Source organism: Billgrantia aerodenitrificans (assembly GCF_021404405.1).
Taxonomy (GTDB): Bacteria; Pseudomonadota; Gammaproteobacteria; order Pseudomonadales; family Halomonadaceae; genus Halomonas; species Halomonas aerodenitrificans.
In genome coordinates this window covers 49,459-67,337 of sequence record NZ_JABFTV010000001.1, presented here as the reverse complement: position 1 = coordinate 67,337, position 17,879 = coordinate 49,459, and the positions used below count along the sequence as shown (strand labels likewise).

General features: G+C 67.0%; 19 protein-coding genes. 7 read left to right on the top strand and 12 right to left on the bottom strand.

The window, feature by feature from the left end:
* Window positions 1–76: 76 nt before the first annotated feature.
* A complete protein-coding gene (radC, locus tag HOP59_RS00355) occupies window positions 77–751 on the bottom strand; it encodes a RadC family protein (protein ID WP_010630183.1) in 675 nt (224 codons plus the stop codon).
* Between the two features lie 132 nt (window positions 752–883).
* On the opposite strand from radC, the gene coaBC reads away from it, so the two are divergent.
* From coaBC to slmA, 5 genes are all read left to right on the top strand, one after another.
* Window positions 884–2,143, top strand: a complete 1,260-nt coding sequence (gene coaBC, locus HOP59_RS00350; protein WP_234252383.1) for a bifunctional phosphopantothenoylcysteine decarboxylase/phosphopantothenate--cysteine ligase CoaBC — start codon at window positions 884–886, stop codon at window positions 2,141–2,143.
* A gap of 41 nt (window positions 2,144–2,184) precedes the next feature.
* The gene (dut, locus tag HOP59_RS00345) at window positions 2,185–2,667 is read left to right on the top strand and encodes a dUTP diphosphatase (protein ID WP_010630185.1); all 483 of its coding nucleotides are present in this window, start codon (window positions 2,185–2,187) and stop codon (window positions 2,665–2,667) included.
* Window positions 2,668–2,769: 102 nt separating this feature from the next.
* Window positions 2,770–4,179 (top strand): phosphomannomutase/phosphoglucomutase, encoded by a 1,410-nt coding sequence (locus HOP59_RS00340; RefSeq protein ID WP_234252382.1) that lies wholly within the window; start codon window positions 2,770–2,772, stop codon window positions 4,177–4,179.
* A gap of 31 nt (window positions 4,180–4,210) precedes the next feature.
* Window positions 4,211–5,131, top strand: a complete 921-nt coding sequence (gene argB / locus HOP59_RS00335) for an acetylglutamate kinase (RefSeq protein ID WP_010630187.1) — start codon at window positions 4,211–4,213, stop codon at window positions 5,129–5,131.
* A 62-nt stretch (window positions 5,132–5,193) separates the two neighbouring features.
* A complete protein-coding gene (gene slmA, locus HOP59_RS00330) occupies window positions 5,194–5,808 on the top strand; it encodes a nucleoid occlusion factor SlmA (protein ID WP_086509006.1) in 615 nt (204 codons plus the stop codon).
* 103 nt (window positions 5,809–5,911) lie between these two features.
* Here slmA and rpoH read toward each other — a convergent pair whose 3' ends face one another.
* From rpoH to ftsY, 4 genes are all read right to left on the bottom strand, one after another.
* Window positions 5,912–6,778 (bottom strand): RNA polymerase sigma factor RpoH, encoded by an 867-nt coding sequence (rpoH, locus tag HOP59_RS00325; RefSeq protein ID WP_010630189.1) that lies wholly within the window; start codon window positions 6,776–6,778, stop codon window positions 5,912–5,914.
* A gap of 210 nt (window positions 6,779–6,988) precedes the next feature.
* Window positions 6,989–7,993, bottom strand: coding sequence for a permease-like cell division protein FtsX (ftsX, locus tag HOP59_RS00320; RefSeq protein WP_234252379.1), 1,005 nt, complete (start codon window positions 7,991–7,993; stop codon window positions 6,989–6,991).
* On the bottom strand, window positions 7,990–8,658 hold the full coding sequence (ftsE, locus tag HOP59_RS00315) for a cell division ATP-binding protein FtsE (RefSeq protein WP_234252377.1): 669 nt from the start codon (window positions 8,656–8,658) through the stop codon (window positions 7,990–7,992). The genes ftsX and ftsE overlap by 4 nt, the downstream gene beginning before the upstream one ends.
* Window positions 8,655–10,052: a signal recognition particle-docking protein FtsY gene (gene ftsY, locus HOP59_RS00310; protein ID WP_234252373.1), complete on the bottom strand. Its 1,398-nt coding sequence runs from the start codon at window positions 10,050–10,052 to the stop codon at window positions 8,655–8,657. Before ftsY ends, ftsE begins: the two co-directional genes overlap by 4 nt.
* A 90-nt stretch (window positions 10,053–10,142) precedes the next feature.
* On the opposite strand from ftsY, the gene rsmD reads away from it, so the two are divergent.
* Entirely contained in the window at window positions 10,143–10,775 is a 633-nt protein-coding gene (gene rsmD, locus HOP59_RS00305; protein ID WP_010630193.1) for a 16S rRNA (guanine(966)-N(2))-methyltransferase RsmD, read from the top strand.
* Window positions 10,776–10,892: 117 nt separating this feature from the next.
* The gene (locus tag HOP59_RS00300) at window positions 10,893–11,084 is read left to right on the top strand and encodes a cell division protein ZapB (RefSeq protein ID WP_010630194.1); all 192 of its coding nucleotides are present in this window, start codon (window positions 10,893–10,895) and stop codon (window positions 11,082–11,084) included.
* A 13-nt stretch (window positions 11,085–11,097) separates the two neighbouring features.
* Here the strand turns inward: HOP59_RS00300 and rimI are convergent, their stop codons facing one another.
* The 7 genes from rimI to prfB all read right to left on the bottom strand — a co-directional run bounded on the left by rimI (window position 11,098) and on the right by prfB (window position 17,704).
* Complete coding sequence (rimI, locus tag HOP59_RS00295) at window positions 11,098–11,559, bottom strand: ribosomal protein S18-alanine N-acetyltransferase (protein ID WP_234252366.1); 462 nt, start codon at window positions 11,557–11,559, stop codon at window positions 11,098–11,100.
* A complete protein-coding gene (locus HOP59_RS00290) occupies window positions 11,552–12,415 on the bottom strand; it encodes an alpha/beta hydrolase (RefSeq protein ID WP_010630196.1) in 864 nt (287 codons plus the stop codon). The genes rimI and HOP59_RS00290 overlap by 8 nt, the downstream gene beginning before the upstream one ends.
* Window positions 12,412–12,720 (bottom strand): BolA family protein, encoded by a 309-nt coding sequence (locus HOP59_RS00285; protein ID WP_234252365.1) that lies wholly within the window; start codon window positions 12,718–12,720, stop codon window positions 12,412–12,414. The genes HOP59_RS00290 and HOP59_RS00285 overlap by 4 nt, the downstream gene beginning before the upstream one ends.
* 28 nt (window positions 12,721–12,748) lie before the next feature.
* The gene (locus HOP59_RS00280) at window positions 12,749–14,158 is read right to left on the bottom strand and encodes an MFS transporter (protein WP_234252364.1); all 1,410 of its coding nucleotides are present in this window, start codon (window positions 14,156–14,158) and stop codon (window positions 12,749–12,751) included.
* Between the two features lie 77 nt (window positions 14,159–14,235).
* Window positions 14,236–14,622, bottom strand: a complete 387-nt coding sequence (locus HOP59_RS00275; RefSeq protein ID WP_010630199.1) for a hypothetical protein — start codon at window positions 14,620–14,622, stop codon at window positions 14,236–14,238.
* A gap of 308 nt (window positions 14,623–14,930) precedes the next feature.
* Window positions 14,931–16,481 carry a lysine--tRNA ligase gene (gene lysS, locus HOP59_RS00270; protein ID WP_234252363.1) on the bottom strand — a complete coding sequence of 517 codons (1,551 nt, stop codon included), beginning with the start codon at window positions 16,479–16,481 and terminating at the stop codon, window positions 14,931–14,933.
* A gap of 124 nt (window positions 16,482–16,605) precedes the next feature.
* Window positions 16,606–17,704, bottom strand: a protein-coding gene (prfB, locus tag HOP59_RS00265) for a peptide chain release factor 2 (RefSeq protein ID WP_141638690.1) whose coding sequence is annotated in 2 segments (ribosomal slippage) — window positions 16,606–17,628 and window positions 17,630–17,704 — 1,098 coding nt in all. Because the reading frame shifts where the segments join, the coding sequence is not laid out codon by codon here.
* Window positions 17,705–17,879: the final 175 nt, after the last annotated feature.

Genomic DNA, 17,879 nt, shown 5'->3' with positions numbered 1-17,879 from the left:
CAGCGTCATCGAGAGTGGCATCGGCATTGCGAAGCAAGGTTCAACGCCGCATGGCCGAGCGCAGCCGGTTCCCCACCTAAAGCCAGCCTCGCTCGGCGAAAGACACCACGTCCCCATCGCCGACGACGAAGTGATCCAGCACCCGGATCTCGAACAACGAGAGCGCCTCACGCAGCCGCTCGGTGATGCGCCGGTCGGCATCGCTGGGTTCGGCCACGCCTGAGGGGTGGTTGTGGGCGAAGATGATCGCCCCGGCGCCCAGCTCCAGCGCCCGGCGCGCTACCTCACGCGGGTAGACCGAGGCGCTGTCCAGGGTGCCACGGAACAGCGACTCGAAGCGGATCACGCGGTGCTGGGTATCGAGAAACAGCGCGGCGAACTCCTCGTGGCCAAGATGGCGCAACTGGGTGGCCAGGTAGGCGCGCACCAGGGTGGGGGAGGTCAGCGCATTGCCGCGGGCCAGCTGAGCGGCAAGGTGGCGCTTGGAGAGTTCGAGAGTGGCCTGTAGCTGCACGAACTTGGCCGTCCCCAGGCCGCGCTCGGCGCAGAAGCGCGTCTGGTCGGCTTCGAGCAGTTGGCGCAGGCCGCCGAAGGCCGTGAGCAGGTCGCGGGCGAGGTCTACCGCCGAGCGCCCCGCCACCCCCACGCGCAGGAAAATCGCCAGCAATTCGGCATCGGAGAGCGCCTCGGCCCCCAGCGTCAGCAGTTTTTCCCGCGGGCGCTCGCCCTCGGGCCAGTCGCGAATCGACATTCCCTGTCTCCTTGCTACGCTTCCTTTGAACGGTAGGCCGCCATTGTAACCGACCTTCACCGAAGGCGGCGGCTGCGCAACTTCAACGGCAGTGGTAAGGTAGGCGGTCGGGTTTCAGTTCAGGAAATTCTCATGGCAACGCAGTCCGCCAATCGGCTTGCCGGCCGGCGCATTCTGCTCGGCATCAGCGCTGGCATTGCTGCCTACAAGAGCGCTCAGCTCGCCCGCTTGCTCAAGCAGGCAGGCTGCGAAGTACGCGTGGTCATGACCGAGGGCGCCCAGGCCTTCATCACACCGCTGACGCTACAGGCGCTGACCGGCGAACCGGTGCGCACCTCGCTGCTCGACCCCGAGGCCGAGGCGGGCATGGGGCATATCGAACTGGCCCGCTGGGCCGACATCATCCTGATCGCTCCGGCCACCGCCGACCTGATGGCGCGCCTGGCTCAGGGTATGGCCGACGATCTGCTCACGACCCTGTGCCTGGCCAGCGAAGCCGAGAAGGTCATGGCACCGGCCATGAACCAGGCCATGTGGCGCCACGTCGCCACCCAGCGCAATGCCGAGCGCCTGGCACAGGACGGCTGGCGGCTGCTGGGGCCTGACAGCGGCGATCAGGCCTGCGGCGACGTTGGCCCTGGGCGCATGCTCGAGCCTGAGGCAATCGCGGCCGAACTGCTTACGGCGCCCGGCAAGGGACAGGCAGCCGCCCAGGGGCTGCATATTGTGATCACCGCCGGCCCCACCCGCGAGCCGCTGGACCCGGTGCGCTATCTCTCCAACCATAGCTCAGGAAAGATGGGCTTCGCCCTGGCCGCCGCTGCTGCGGAGCTCGGCGCCAAGGTCAGCCTGATCAGCGGCCCGGTCAGCCTGCCGACGCCTGCGGGCGTGACCCGCATTGAGGTCGAGACGGCGCTGCAGATGCACGAGGCGAGCCAACAACTGGCCGGCGAGTGCGACATCTTCATCGGCTGTGCGGCGGTGGCCGACTATCGTGCCGAGACGGCAGCGGAGCACAAGATCAAGAAGCGTGAGGGGGAGGAGACCCTGACGCTCAGGCTGATCAAGAATCCGGATATCATTGCGGCCGTGGCCGACCGACGCGACGCTGCAGGTGGACGTCCCTTCGTGGTGGGCTTCGCCGCCGAGACCCGTGACCTGGAGGCCTATGCCCGCGACAAGCTCGAGCGCAAGCGGCTCGACATGATCGTGGCCAACGACGTCTCGACCGCGGGGCTCGGCTTCGGTGCTGACGACAACGCCGCCCTGCTGATGTGGCGCGACGGCCAGGGCGAAGGCGGCGAGAGCCTGCCGCCGCAGCCCAAGCTCGAACTCGCCAGGGCCGTGCTGAGACAAGCCCTGAGCCGCCTGGCCGAGCACCCCGTTCACTAACGCGATTCACCCAGACATTCAGCCAACCTGACGGAACGACCATGTCCGAGTCCCAGCCAGTCCGCCAAGCCCCAAAGCCGCGCCTCGAGGTCAAGCTGCTCGATGAGCGTCTGCGCGATTTCCTGCCCCAATATGCCACCCTGGGTTCCGCCGGCATGGATCTGCGCGCCCTGCTCGACGCGCCGCTGACCATCGAGCCCGGCCAGTGCGAGCTGGTGCGCACCGGACTCGCCATCCACATCGGCGACCCGGGCCTGGCCGGCGTGATCCTGCCGCGCTCGGGCCTCGGTCACAAGCACGGTATCGTGCTGGGCAACCTGGTAGGACTGATCGACTCCGATTACCAGGGCGAGCTGATGATCTCGACCTGGAACCGTGGCAACACCCCGTTCGTACTGGAGCCCTTCGAGCGTCTGGCCCAGTATGTCCTGGTGCCGGTGGTCCAGGCCGAGCTGGAAGTCGTCGACGACTTCGAGGCCAGCCTGCGTGGCGCAGGCGGCTTCGGCAGCTCGGGGCGCCACTGACGACCGACACGACGCTGCCGCACACGGCCCAAGGAGAGGGCCTTGCGGCAGGGTCTTCGCAACCAGGCACATGAATTCACACTTGTCCGACAAGGAACCGTTATGAGCCAAGCCACCAACAGCAGCGTACCGGCCTCCATCTTCCGCGCCTACGACATTCGCGGCATCGTCGACGACACGCTCACCGAAGCGACCGTGGAGAAGATCGGCCGCGCCATCGGCTCGGAAGCCGCGGCGCGCAACGAGTCCACCGTGGTGGTGGCCCGCGACGGCCGCCTCTCCGGCCCGCGACTCAGCGAGGCGCTGATGCGCGGTCTGACCGCCGCCGGCCGCGACGTGATCGACATCGGCATGGTACCCACGCCGGTGCTCTACTTCGCCACGCACATTCTCGAAGGCACCGCCTCCGGGGTGATGGTCACCGGCAGCCACAATCCGCCGGACTACAACGGCTTCAAGATCGTGCTGGGCGGCGAGACCCTCTCCGGCGAAGCGATCACCGCGCTCTACCGGCGTATCGAGTCCGGCGATCTGACCGAGGGCCAGGGCAGCGTGCTCCATGAGGACGTGCGTGACGCCTACCTCGAGCGCATCGTCGGCGACATCGAACTGGCCCGCCCGCTCAAGGCGGTGGTCGACTGCGGCAATGGCGTGGCCGGCGAGCTCGGACCCAAGCTGATCGAGAAGCTCGGCGCCGAAACGGTGCCGCTGTTCGCCGAGATCGACGGCACCTTCCCCAACCATCACCCCGATCCCGGCAAGCTCGAGAATCTGCAGGATGTGATCCGCGCAGTGAAGGAGACCGGCGCCGACATCGGCCTGGCCTTCGACGGCGACGGCGACCGCCTCGGCGTGGTCACGCCGAGCGGCAAGCTGATCTACCCCGACCACCTGATGATGGCCTTCGCCGAGGACATGCTGTCGCGCAATCCCGGCGCCCGGGTCATCTTCGACGTCAAGTGCACCGGCAACCTGGCAGGCGTGGTCGAGCGGGCCGGCGGCACGCCGGAGATGTGGCGCACCGGCCACTCGCTGATCAAGGCGCGCATGAAGGAGACCGGCGCCCAGCTCGCCGGTGAGATGAGCGGCCACATCTTCTTCCAGGAGCGCTGGTACGGCTTCGACGACGGCATCTACGGTGCCGCCAGGCTGCTGGAGATCCTCGCCAAGCATCTCTCCACACAGGGCACGGATGCCGACGCCTTCTTCGCCCGTTATCCGCAGGATATCAGCACCCCCGAGATCAACGTTCACGTCACCGACGAAAACAAGTTCGAGCTGGTGGAGAAGCTGGCTCGCGAGGGCGACTTCGGCGACGATGGCGTCAAGACCACCCTCGACGGCATTCGGGTCGATTATCCGGACGGCTGGGGCCTGTGCCGCGCCTCCAACACCACCCCGGTGCTGGTGCTGCGCTTCGAGGGCAAGAGCGATGCGGCGCTCGAACGTATCCGCAACCGGTTTGCCGACGCCCTGAAACAGGTCGACCCGGCGCTGACGCTGCCGAGCTGACGGCAGCGCTTCGTTCATTGAAGGAAGGACCATGACCGAAACGACTCGTGACCCGCGCCTGGTAGTGGAAGTGCTTTCCGAGGCACTTCCCTACATCCAGCGCTTTTCCGGCAAGACCGTGGTCGTCAAGTACGGCGGCAATGCCATGACCGAGGACACCCTGATCGACTCCTTCGCACGCAACATGGTGCTGATGAAGGAGGTGGGCATCAACCCGGTGGTGGTACACGGCGGCGGGCCGCAGATCGGCGATCTGCTGGCCAAGCTGAAGATCGAGTCGCGCTTCGTCAACGGCATGCGGGTCACCGATTCGGAGACCATGGACGTGGTGGAGATGGTGCTCGGCGGGCTGGTCAACAAGGAGATCGTCAACCTGATCAACCAGTGCGGCGGCAAGGCCATCGGCCTTACCGGCAAGGACGGCGCCCAGATCCGTGCGCGTCAGCTCAAGGTCGAGCACAAGACGCCGGAGATGACCGCCCCCGAGATCATCGACATCGGCCACGTGGGCGAGGTGGAGCACGTCTCCACCGATCTGATCGAGATGCTCGCCGAGCGCGACTTCATCCCGGTGATCGCGCCCATCGGCGTCGATGCCAAGGGCAACAGCTACAACATCAACGCCGACCTGGTGGCGGGCAAGGTGGCCGAGGCGCTGGGCGCCGAGAAGCTGATGCTGCTGACCAACGTGGCCGGCCTGATGAACGCCGAGGGCGAGGTGCTGACCGGGCTGACCACCGCCCAGGTGGACGCCCTGATCGCCGATGGCACCATCCATGGTGGTATGCTACCCAAGATCCGCTGCGCGCTCGATGCCGTGAAGGGGGGCGTGCGCAGCGCCCATATCATCGACGGGCGTGTACCCCACGCCACACTGCTGGAGATATTCACCAACGCGGGGGTCGGCACCCTGATTACCGATGCCGACCGACAAGGGAACGACAACGCCTGAGCGGATCCCCGCCCGGCAATGCCGGGCGGGGATCCGCCGGCCATGAAGAACAGAAGACCCACATGACGCAGGCTACACAGATCACCAGCCGGCGCGAGCAGATCCTGCAGGCGCTCGCCCTGATGCTGGAAGAAGACAGCGGCAAACGCATCACCATCGCGGCGCTGGCGCGCCAGGTGGGCGTCTCCGAAGCCGCCCTCTATCGCCACTTCCCGAGCAAGGCGCGCATGTTCGAGGGGTTGATCTCGTTCATCGAGGAGACCCTGTTCGAGCGTATCTCGCGCATTCTCGAAGAGGTGCACGAGGCGGTACCGCGCTGCGGCCAGATCCTCATCCTGCTGTTGGCCTTCGCCGAGAAGAACCCGGGGCTCTCGCGCCTGCTGGAAGGCGACGTCCTGACCGGCGAGACCGCCAGGCTGCGACTGCGCATCCACCAGCTCTTCGAACGCGTGGAGACCCAGCTCAAGCAGGTGCTGCGCGAGGCCGAACTGCGCGAAAGACGACGTACCGTGCTGCCGGTATCGGCCACCGCCAACCTGTTGATCGCCGTAGCCGAGGGGCGCATCTCGCAGTACGTGCGCAGCGACTTCCAGCGCCGACCCACCGAGCACTGGGACGACCAGTGGGCGCTGCTCTCGGCGCAGTTGATGCGCGAACCGCTTACCCAGAGCGCCTAGGCCACGCCAACGACTAGGCCACACCAACGACGAAGCCCCGACCACTGGTCGGGGCTTCGCTGTTCATGTCCTCAGCAGAGTTCGCTGGAAGCAGGCCACCGCGTCAGGCGGCCAGGGTGTCGCCCAACTGCTGGCGGATCTTCTTCATGGCGTTCTTCTCGAGCTGGCGAATACGCTCGGCGGAGACGCCGTAGACATCGGCCAATTCATGCAGGGTGGCCTTGTCGTCGGCCAGCCAGCGCTGCTGCAGAATATCCCGCGAGCGCTCGTCCAACGCCTCCAGCGCCATCTTCAGACGCCGGTTGGCGTCGTCTTCCCAGTCGCTGTCCTCGAGCTGCACGGCAGGATCGGAGCCGTCATCGTCGAGGTAATGCACCGGCGCCTGATAGGCGGAATCCTCGTCCTCGCTGGGCGAGGCGTCGAAGCCGGCATCGTGGGCCGCCAGGCGACCTTCCATCTCGCGCACCACCTCGGGCTTTACGTCGAGGTCGCGGGCGATCGCGTCGACTTCGTCGTTGTTGAGCCAGGCCAGGCGCTTCTTGGCGCTGCGCAGGTTGAAGAACAGCTTGCGCTGGGCCTTGGTGGTGGCGATCTTGACGATGCGCCAGTTGCGCAGCACGAACTCGTGAATCTCGGCCTTGATCCAGTGCACGGCGAAGGAAACCAGGCGCACGCCCTGATTGGGGTCGAAGCGCTTGACGGCCTTCATCAGGCCCACGTTGCCCTCCTGGATCAGGTCGGCCTGAGGCAGACCGTAGCCGGAGTAGCTGCGGGCGATGTGCACCACGAAACGCAGATGCGACAACACCAGACGACGCGCCGCCTCCAGATCGCCTTCGTCGTGAAGGCGGAAGGCCAGCTCGCGCTCTTCCTCGGCGGTGAGCATGGGAATGCCGTTGACCGCCTGGATGTACCCGTTCAGGTCATGTCCCGGAGAGAGGTGACCCACCGGCAGAAGACTGGTGCTCATTGCAGGTTGTCTCCTTGAAAACCTAATATACGCTTCAATCGCCCGTTTAGACGGGCAAAAGCCGATAACGTTCCCTTGTCTGCCGACAGCGTGGCAGATGCTGGGCGCGGTCGCTAGCGCGGCCTCGGCCCTGCGGCCTTTTACCGCGACCGAACCTCTGCTCTATCGCGGCCGAACCTCCGCTCTTTATCGCGGCCGAACCTCTGCTCTTTACCGCGGCCGAACCTCCGCGAGGTGGCGGCTCACGGCGATCCAGGCACCCAGCCAGCCCAGTAGTGTACTGCACAACAGCAGCGTTGCCGAGCCCTCCGGCCCCAACTGCGGAAGCGTGAAGGTGGCGCCGTAGCTGGCTGCCAGCGCACTGACCGGCAGCGCCAGCCACTGATTGCCCAGCGCCAGCAGCCCCCAGGCGAGCAGACCGCCGCCGAGGCCGTACCAGGCCCCGCTGTAGAGAAACGGCCGGCGCACGAAGCCGTGGGTGGCGCCGATCAGCATCACCACCTCGATCTCCTGGCGACGGCTCTCCACCGCCAGGCGAATGGTGTTGCCCACCACCAGCAGCACGCCCAGGCCGAACAGCACCGCCAGCGCCAGCGCCAGGCGGCTGCCCAGCTCGGCCAAGTGGCGCAGCCTCTCGAGCCAGGCCAGGTCGAGGCGCACTTCGTCGACGCCACTCAGCGCCTCGAGCTCTCCGGCCAGTTGCCGCACGGCCTCGGGAGCCGGGTCCACCGGCACCACCACGATACTGGCCGGCAGCGGGTTGTCCTCGAGCCGGCCCAGGGCGTCGGCCAGTCCCAGCGCCTGCTGAAACTCGGCCATGCCCTCGGCGGCGCTGATCAGCCGGGTACGCGATACCCCCTCGTGGGCTTCCACCGCCTCGTCGATGCGCCCGGCCTGGCCCTCGTCGACCTGATGCTCGAGGTAGACGGTCAAGGTAGCGCTCTCCTCCAGCTCGGCATCGAGCAGACGCGCGCTGTCCAGCGCCAGCCACAGCGCCGCCGGCAGCACCAGGGCAATGGCGATGGCCAGCATGGTCAGCAGACTGCCGATGGGAGCACGCAGCAGGCGCCGGGCGCTGTCGAGGCACATGGCGCGATGGTGACGCAGCCAGCCGCGGAAGCGGCTCGAGGAGCGGGTGCGCTGGGTACGGGCGCCGCGCGGCGGCGCAGGCGGCTGGCGGCGGCTCGCACCGCCTTCTCGCGGCTGAGGGCTCATGCGGCCTCCTCGTCGGCCACCAGGCGGCCTTCACGCAGGCGCAGCACGCGATGCCGCAGGCGGGCGATCAGCGCCAGGTCGTGGCTGGCGATCATCACCGTGGTGCCGATACGATTGAAGTCCTCGAATAGTGCCATGATGTCGGCCGAGAGCTGCGGGTCGAGGTTGCCGGTAGGCTCGTCGGCCAGCAGCAGTGAAGGCTTGCAGACCACCGCCCGGGCGATGCCCACGCGCTGCTGCTCACCGCCGGAAAGCTCGATGGGCAGCGCCTTCTCGCGATGCAGCAGGCCCACCTTGTCCAGCGCCGCCCGCACTCGCCGCGCCGCCTCGCGCGGCTCGAAGCCACGGATCTCCAGCGGCAGCGCCACGTTGTGGAAGATGGAGCGGTCGTGCAGCAGTTGGTGATCCTGGAACACCACGCCGATCTGGCGGCGATAGAACGGCACCTGGCTGGGATGCAGACGGCCGATGTCGTGACCGGCAACCAGCACCCGGCCGCGGGTCGGCCGCTCGAGCAGCATGATGAGGCGCAGCAGCGAGCTCTTGCCGGCGCCCGAATGGCCGGTGAGAAAGACCATCTCGCCGCGCTCTACGCGAAAATCGATATTGGCCAGCGCCTCGAAACGTCCGCCGTAGCGCTTCCCCACATGCTCGAAAAGGATCATGACGAGGCGGCGGCTCCCTCATCGCCCTGATCGAAGAGCGCGTCGACGAAGTCGCGGGCCTCGAAGGGACGCAGGTCATCCAGGCTTTCACCCACGCCGATGAAGCGGATCGGCGTACCGAGCTGCTTGGCCAGGGCGAAGATGATGCCGCCCTTGGCGGTGCCGTCGAGCTTGGTCAGGGTGATGCCGGTGACCGGCACCGCCTCGTTGAAGGTACTGGCCTGGGAAAGCGCGTTCTGGCCGGTGCCGGCGTCGAGCACCAGCATCACCTCGTGGGGAGCGGTATCGTCGAGCTTGCCCATCACCCGGTGCACCTTCTTGAGCTCCTCCATGAGATGCCCCTTGTTGTGCAGCCGGCCGGCGGTATCGGCAATCAGCACGTCGATCTTGCGCGCCTTGGCCGCAGCCACGGCGTCGTAGATCACCGAGGCGCTGTCGGCACCGGTGTGCTGGGCGATCACCGGCACCTTGTTGCGCTCGCCCCACACCTTGAGCTGCTCCACCGCCGCGGCACGGAAGGTGTCGCCGGCGGCCAGCATCACGCTGCGCCCCTCGCGCTGAAAGCGCTGGGTCAGCTTGCCGATGGTGGTGGTCTTGCCCACGCCGTTCACACCCACCACCAGGATCACGAAGGGGCCTTCGCCCTTGGCCGGCAGCGCCAGCGGCTTGGCCACGGCATCGAGCATCGTGGCGAGCTCGTCCTGCAGGGCACGATAGAGCGCCTGGGGGTCCTTGAGCTCCTTGCGCGAGACGCGCTCGGTCAGGCGGTCGATGATCTCGGTGGTGGCCTCGATGCCCACGTCGGCCATCAACAGCTGTGTCTCGAGATCCTCGATCAGCTCGTCGTCGATCTGCTTCTTGCCCAGGAACAGCCCGGCGATGCCCTCGGTGAGGTTGGCGCGGGTCTTGCCCAGGCCGGAACGAATGCGCGCGAACCAGCCCTGCTTCTCGGCCACCGGCTTCTCCTGCAGCGGCGTGCGCACGGGCTCCGGTTCGGGCTCAGGCTGAGGTTCCGGCTCAGGCCCAGCTGTCGTTTGAGGTGCCGGCTCGGGCTCGGGCTCAGGCTCAGGTTCGGGTTCGGGAGCCAGCGCCTCAGCGCGCAGCACCTCGTTCTCCTCTTCCCGGTCGACCTCGCCGAACGCCTCGGTGTGCTCGCGCGCCTCGTCCGCTGCGGGGCCGGCCATGGCACGCTCATCGGCGCGCGGGGCATCGACCACGTCCGGCTCGGCAGGCGCCGTTTGGCTGACCGTCTCGTCAGCCGTGGCGTCTGTTGGCGCTTCCTCGGCGGTTTGCCCCTCGCCCGCTTCCTCTTCTTCGGGCTGCGTCGGCCGTCGATCCTGCTGTTCTTCCTGCTGCTGTTCCTGCTGCTTCTTGCGCTTGAAAAAACCGAACATGGGGGAATTCAGCCTCACGGGTGAATGATCGCTACATCCTAACACCGCGCATCATGACTGTGGACAAGGCGACGGGTACAATTCGCCCCCATGACCCGACGCCGCACTCCTACCCGCCCCCACCCCCGCTCCGGCGCCCACTCGCCCAAGGGCGGCGGACGCCTGCGCATCATCGGCGGCGAGTTTCGTCGCCGGCTACTGCCGGTGCTCGACAGCCCCGGGCTGCGTCCCACCCCCGACCGGGTGCGGGAGACGCTGTTCAACTGGTTGACGGCCGCCACCCCGGGAGCACGGGTACTGGACCTGTTCGCCGGTACCGGCGCACTAGGCCTGGAGGCACTCTCCCGTGGCGCGTCCGAGGCGCTGTTCGTCGAGCGTGACGCCCGGGTTGCCCAGGCCCTCGGCGACAACCTGCAAACCCTGGGCGTCGGCGAACGAGGCACGGTGCGGTGCGCCGATGCCCTCGAGCTGCTCGCCGCCGGCCCGACCGGCCTCGGCCCCTTCTCGCTGGTCTTTCTCGACCCGCCCTTCCGCCAAGGCCTGGCGCCCCCCTGCGTTGAACGGCTGGAGCAGGGCTGGCTCATGGCGGATGCGTGGATCTATCTGGAGGCCGAAACGGGCCTCGACATCGAGGTCCCCGAGAGCTGGGCGCTGCATCGCGAAGTACGCGCCGGCGACAGCACCGGCCGGCTCTACCGACGCCAGGCGAAGCCCGGCGCCTGAGGACCTGCGTCGCCGTTCGGCTACGCTTGCCGAGCCTCGGCCCTCGGCGTTACGCTGCGCAACGGATTCAGTGCGGGCAAGGGCCCGCCCCGCCAGGACCTATTTCAGGAGAACACGATGAGCACCGAACTCTTCAACCGGCTCGAACAGAAAGTGGCCAGTGCCGTCGAGGCCCTGGAATTGCTGAAAATGGAGGCAGAGGAGCTGCGCGAGGAAAACAGCCGGCTGAAGCAGGAGCGCGAAGAGTGGGAGCGCCGTCTGACCGCCCTGCTGGGCAAGTTCGACGAAGTGGAAACCGAGCGCAGCTGAAACCTGACTTCTTTTACAAGCGGCGCGACATTAGCAAGGCATCTTCTCGCGCCGCGTCGGCTGCTTCGTCCAAGGGCGGGTAATAGCCGCGCCGCCGGCCATCTTCGCTGAAGCCGGCACGCCGATAGAGCGCGATGGCCGCCACATTACCCGCCCGCACTTCGAGCAACAGCCTCTCGCTACCCCAGCGCCGACACTGCTCCACCACCGCTTCCAGCAGCGCCGCCGCCAGACCGCGGCGGCGCATGGCGGGTGCGACCAGCATGGCCTGCAGTTCGGCCTCGAAAGGCAGCCGGGCCACCACGGCGTGGCCGATGAGCGCCGACTCGACCTCGATACCCAACACGCAGCAGTCGCGATCCTCAAGCGCGGCCTGCAGCTGGCCAGCGGACCAGTGACGAGGCTGCTGCCGTTCCAGTGCCGCCAGCCGCTCCAGATCGCCAAGCGAGAGGCACCGCACCTCGCCTTCAGTCATCGGCCTCGGCGTCCTTCACCGACCAGGCCTGCCGCCACGCCAGCAGCGTGGGCCACAGCGAACGCTTGGCCGCGGCGCTCTGCTCCAGCTCATCCAGGCCGGGCCCCTGCCAGCCGGGCAGACCCAGCGGCTCGACCCGGCCTTCGCCTTCACTCGTCTCCAGCAGCCGCATGAGGGTCTCGTCACGGCCGAAGATCAGCACCCGCTCGGGCGACCATCCGCGCCTCTGCGTGCTGCCGTCAATGAAAGCAGCAAGTCCTTCCCGCGCCTCTTCCAGGGGGGCCTCGACCGGCAGGTTCTCCATGGGCGGCCAGCGAAAGGTCTCGAAGACCAGCGGCACGGGAACGTCGATCCCGGCGGCCTTCAGCGCATTGCTCAGCAGCTCGCTCTGGGCGGCATCCGGCGCCGACGGCTGCGGCAAGAACACCAGCCAGCGTCCGGCCAGGCAGGCCAGTTGCAGGGTGAAGCGCAGTGGCTCCTGCGCCTGCCGTGGCATCGTGGGCGTCGTCTCCGGGCTGGGTGCATCGGCGTTCGCCGTTTTCACGCCGAGCGGGGCAGTGTCTGTCTCAGGTGTCTCGCCTTCGGGCTCGATACCCAGCAGCTGCCGGGCACGACGGGGCGGCCTGGGGCGTGCACTTTCGCCTGCCGTCGACGCCGGTGGCGCCTGACGGGGCGCAGCCTCGGCTTCGTCCAGCAGCGCATGCAGCCGCTCAGCGGGCGGCGCGGGCACCGCCCGCTCGGGCAGCGTCCACTCGCAGGCTTCGGTCGGCCGGGCATTGGGTAGCTGGTAGCGCGCCACCCAGGCGGTCAGCCCCATCGCCTCCAGATATTGGAGGCGCTGCGGTTCGGTGGTCACTTGCTGGCGCCGCGGCAGTCGGGGGAGTCGGGCCGCGCCGCACCGCGGGACGCCCACTCCTGGGGCGTATAGAGGTGCAGCGCCAGGGCGTGTACCGGCCCTGCCAGCTCATCGGCCAACAGCGCATAGAGGCGCTGATGGCGCTTCACCGGCATCAAGCCCTGAAAATGCTCGGACACCACCGTGACCTTGAAGTGGGTCTCCGAATTGGCCGGAACGGCATGTCGATGGCTCTCGTTCTCCACCGCTATGTGGGTGGGCTCGAGGGCCTGCAGCTTCTCTTCGATGACGGCCTGAATGCTCATGGTGGCTCCTCGATGATGAAACATGGGGTCATTGTACTCGCTTGTCCGGCGACTTCACCTGCGACAGCGCCTGACCGGCAAGCGGCATCCGTGCCAGGCTGGCACCGAGCGCCAGCAGACAGGCCAGACAGCCGACCCATAGCGTGATCTGCACCGGCGCGCTGGCGGCCATGAAGGCGCCTACCAGGGCCACGCCGAGAGACTGCCCCACGGTGCGCGTGGTGCTGAGCACTCCCGAGGCACTGGTGCTGAGCTCGCGCGGCGCGCTGGTCATCATCTCGCGGTTGTTGGGCGGCTGGAACAGGCCGAAACCGATGCCGCACAGCGCCGTTCGCCACAGGCTGTCGAGCAACCCGGCATCCTCGGGCAGCAGCGCCAGCGAGGCCAGCCCCAGCATTAGCAGCACCAGCCCGGTGCTGGCCATGAGGCTGGGATTGACGCGGTCGGCCAGGCGGCCGGCCAGCGGCCCTACCAGCATGATGGCCAGCGGCCAAGGTGTGAACAGCCAGGCGGTGTGCAGCGGCGAGAAGCCCATCTCCTGCTGATAGAGGAACGACAGTGCGACGAAGGCCAGCCCCTGGCCGACGAAGGCCAGGCCCGAGGCGGAAACCGCCAGGCGGAAGCGTGCCACGCGGAACAGCTGCGGGGGCAGCAGCGGATGACTGGCCCGGCGCTGGCGGCGCAGGAACAGCCAGCCCACCACCACGCTCACGGCCAGCCAGGCCAGCGCTTGCCACAGCGGCGCACCGTGGGCCAGGGTGTCCATGGCCAGGAAGAAGCTGCCCAGCATGATCACCGAGCCCAGAGCCCCTCGCCCGTCGAAGCCGCCGCGACGCCCCTTCTCACGCGGCAGCGCGCGCCAGGCCAGCCATAGCGAGATGAGCCCCAGGGGCAGGTGGAGGGCGAACAGCCAGGGCCAGTTGGCCACCGAGAGAATCAGCCCGCCGAGCGCCGGGCCGGCGGCATAGCCACCCGCTACCACCAGTGCCGAGAGCCCCAGCGCGCTGCCCAGCAGCCGGGTGGGAAAGATAGAACGGTAGAGCGACGGCCCGATGGAGAGCGTGGCAGCCGCCCCCAGACCCTGCAGGGCACGAAACAGCAGCAGCCACTCCAGGCTGCGCGATAGCGCCGCGCCCAGCGAGGCGAACACGAACAGGAACAGCCCGGCCACGTAGAGGCGCCGGCGGCTGATCATCTCGCTGAAGGAGGCGCATACCAGCAGGAAGGCGGCGCAGACGATCTGGTAGAGGTTGGTGACCCACACCGCGCGGGCATCGGAAATCTGTAGATCGCGCGCTATCGACGGCAGCGCGATGTTGACCATGGTGACGTCGACCACCGCCATCAGCGTGCCGAGGATCAGCGCCAGCACTGCCAGGCGTCGCTCGGGACCCGGCAGGCCATCGTCGCCGGGCCGGGTCGAAAAGAGTCGGCTCATTCGGTTTCCATCACTGCGGAGTTCGTAACGAGAAAACCGGCCGCAGCCGGTTTCTCGTGATGCTTCAGAAAAGGCGGTTAATCCTGGTCGGTTTCCAACAGTAGGGAATCGTCGACCTCGGAGATTTCCAGCGCCGTTTCGTCGTCCAAATCGATGGCGAGATAGCTGTGCTCGACTTGCAGGAAGCGCTGGAACAGCGCCCAGTCCAGGGCCTCGGGCCACTGCCGCTCATCCTCTTCCCAGGCGCGTAGTTCGGTCTCGAGGATCTCGAGATAGCGCTCCCGCACGAAGGCCTCCAGGGCCTCCGGGGTGTCCATCTCGGGAATCAGATAGACCGTGCTTTCACGTTCGACGTCCTCAAGGGTGAGGTCATCCTCCCCCATGGTGGGTTCCAGCGCATTGATCCAGTCCACGAAGTGCCGGGTCGGCCTGACGCTCAGGGCGGAGCGGTTGAGCAGTTTCATCGCGGTCTCCTCGACGTCGAAACGGTGATCATTATGGGCGCTAGCGCCGCCGCTTACCAATACTTCCGCCGGGTCGACACAGAGAAGTCCGGGGCTTTACCGGGGGGCAGGCCTTCGAGGAGGCGCTGTGAACCCATCCCTGGGCGCTACTTTTGCCATCCCTGGCAAAAGACCTCCTCTCCGGCCTCCCCCCGGCGCCCCTTGCTCAGCCACCGCTCCCAGCGGAAGGAGGCGAGCAAAGGCCAGGCTAGGCGCTCAGGTGTTCGCCTCATTCCCTAGCAACAACGCCTGGCCGAAGCGCAGCCCCTTCATTCCCCTTCAGGACGCATGGCCGGGAACAGCAATACATCCCGGATCGAGGCGCTGTCGGTGAACAGCATCACCAGGCGGTCGATGCCGATGCCCTCACCGGCAGTGGGCGGCATGCCGTACTCCAGCGCGCGCACGTAGTCGGCGTCGTAGTACATCGCCTCGAGGTCGCCGGCCTCCTTCTCCGCGGCCTGGGCGCGGAAGCGCTCGGCCTGGTCCTCGGCGTCGTTGAGCTCCGAGAAGCCGTTGGCGATCTCGCGCCCGCCGACGAAGAACTCGAAGCGCTCGGTGACGAACGGGTTGCTGTCGTTGCGTCGCGCCAGCGGACTCACCTCGGTGGGGTAGTCGGTGATGAAGGTCGGGTCCTTGAGACGATGCTCGACGGTCTTCTCGAAGATCTCGATCTGGATCTTGCCCAGGCCCCAGCCGTCCTTGACGTCGATGTCCAGCCGCTCGGCGATCTGCCGCGCGGCGGCCTCGTCGGCCAGCGCCTCGGCGTGAATGTCCGGGTTGTACTCGAGAATCGAGTCGAACACGCTGATGCGCTTGAGCGGCTTGCCGAAGTCGTACTCGAAGGTCTCGAGCACTTCCCCCTCGGCGTTGCGCACGGTGTTGACCACCGTGGTGGTGCCCAGCACCTTGAGCGCGATGGTGCGCAGCATCTCTTCGGTGAGATCCATCAGGTCATGATGGTTGGCATGGGCCTGGTAGAACTCGACCATGGTGAACTCGGGGTTGTGGCGGGTCGAGAGGCCTTCGTTGCGGAAGTTGCGGTTGATCTCGAAGACCTTCTCGAAGCCGCCCACCACCAGGCGCTTGAGGTAGAGCTCGGGTGCGATGCGCAGGTACATGTCGATGTCCAGCGCATTGTGGTGGGTGATGAAGGGCCGCGCGGTGGCACCACCGGGAATCGGCTGCAGCATGGGGGTTTCCACCTCCATGAAGCCGCGCTCCTCGAAGAAGCGACGCATGGCGCTGATCACCCCGGCACGGGTCTCGAACACCTTGCGCGAGTCGGGATTCATGATCAGATCGACGTAGCGCTGGCGGTAGCGCGCCTCCATGTCGGTCAGGCCGTGGAACTTGTCCGGCAGCGGGCGCAGGCTCTTGGTCAGCAGCTTGGCCTCTTCCATCATCACGTAGAGGTCGCCCTTGCCCGACTTGTGCACCGGGCCGCGGGCCGCGACGATGTCGCCGATGTCCCAGCCCTTGATGTCCTCGAGCACCTCTTCCGGCAGGCCCTGCTTGTCGACGTAGAGCTGAATCGTGGCGCTGGGGTCCTGGATCACCAGGAAGGGGCCGCGCTTGCGCATGATGCGCCCGGCCACCGCAGCCGGACGGCCGAGCGCCTCCAGCTCGGCCTTGTCCTTCTCGCCCAGCTCATCGATCAGCTCGGCCGCCAGGCTGTCGCGGCGGAAGTCGTTGGGGAAGGCGCTGCCACCGGTGGCGGCGGCGCGCTCGCGGCGTGCCGCCAGCTTGGCCCGACGCTCGGCGATCAGACGGTTCTCGTCGGTCTGGGGGCTTTCCGGGGAGGAGCTCTGGTTGGCCATGTTGCTACCTGTTGGATTCATCCGTTCGAAAGATACCGAGACAAGACGCCCCTCGACCAGAGAGGCGCGTTATTTCACGCCTCGAATCGAGGGGCTCTACCGTATCGGCAAACGCTAGTGCCGCTTACAAGCCTTGCTTCAAGCTGGCTTCGATGAAGGCGTCCAGATCGCCATCCAGCACCCGGTCGCAGTTGCTGGTCTGCACACCGGTCCGCAGGTCCTTGATGCGCTGGTCGTCGAGCACGTAGGAGCGGATCTGGCTGCCCCAACCGATATCGGCCTTGGAGTCTTCCGCCTCCTGCTTGGCGGCATTACGCTTCTCCATCTCGTGTTCCCACAGCCTCGCCTTGAGCTGCTTCATGGCGAAGTCGCGGTTGGCGTGCTGGCTGCGCTGGCTCTGACAGGCCACCACGATGCCGGTGGGCTCGTGGGTGATACGCACCGCGGAATCGGTGGTGTTGACGTGCTGACCGCCGGCGCCGCTGGAGCGGTAAGTGTCGACGCGCAGATCCGCCGGGTTGATGTCGACCTCGAAGCTGTCGTCGATCTCCGGCGACAGGAACACCGAGGCGAACGAAGTGTGGCGACGGCCACCGGAGTCGAACGGGCTCTTGCGCACCAGACGGTGCACGCCGGTCTCGGTACGCAGCCAGCCGAAGGCGTGGTCGCCCTGCACGTGAATCGTGGCCGACTTGATACCCGCCACCTCACCGGCGGAAAGCTCGGTGATCTCGGCCTTGAAGCCGTGGTGCTCGCACCAGCGCAGGTACATGCGCAGCAGCATGTTGGCCCAATCCTGGGCTTCGGTGCCACCGGAGCCGGCCTGGATGTCGAGGTAGGCGTTGTTGGCGTCCATCTCACCGGAGAACATGCGTCGGAACTCGAGTTTCTCTAGGCTCGCCTGCAGGCCGTCGAGCTCCTTGCGAACTTCGGCGACGGTGTCCTCGTCCTCCTCCATCTCGGCCAGCTCGAGCAGGTCGCGGCTGTCCGCCAGCCCCTGGTCCAGCTCGTCGATGGTCTCGACCACCAGCTCCAGCGCGGCGCGCTCCTTGCCCAGCTTCTGGGCGTACTCGGGGTCGTTCCAGACGTTCGGGTCTTCCAGCTCGCGGGAGACTTCCTCTAGCCGATCCTTGCGTTCGGCATAGTCAAAGATACCCCCTCAGGACGTCTGTCCGTTCGGCCAGGTCCTTAATGAGGTTGTGAATGGGGTTGGTTTCCAGCATGGGGCTCGCTCGCCTGATTCGCTAGGGAATAACGACGCCGCCGAAGGATACGAACCCTGGGCGGACGGCGCGGAAAAGGCGCTTATTGTAGCGAACTCGGCGCAGGGGCGCATCCTCGCCGGCCGGCGGACCAGTGCCAGACCGGACTGCTGGCACCTCCCAGCTCCTACGAACA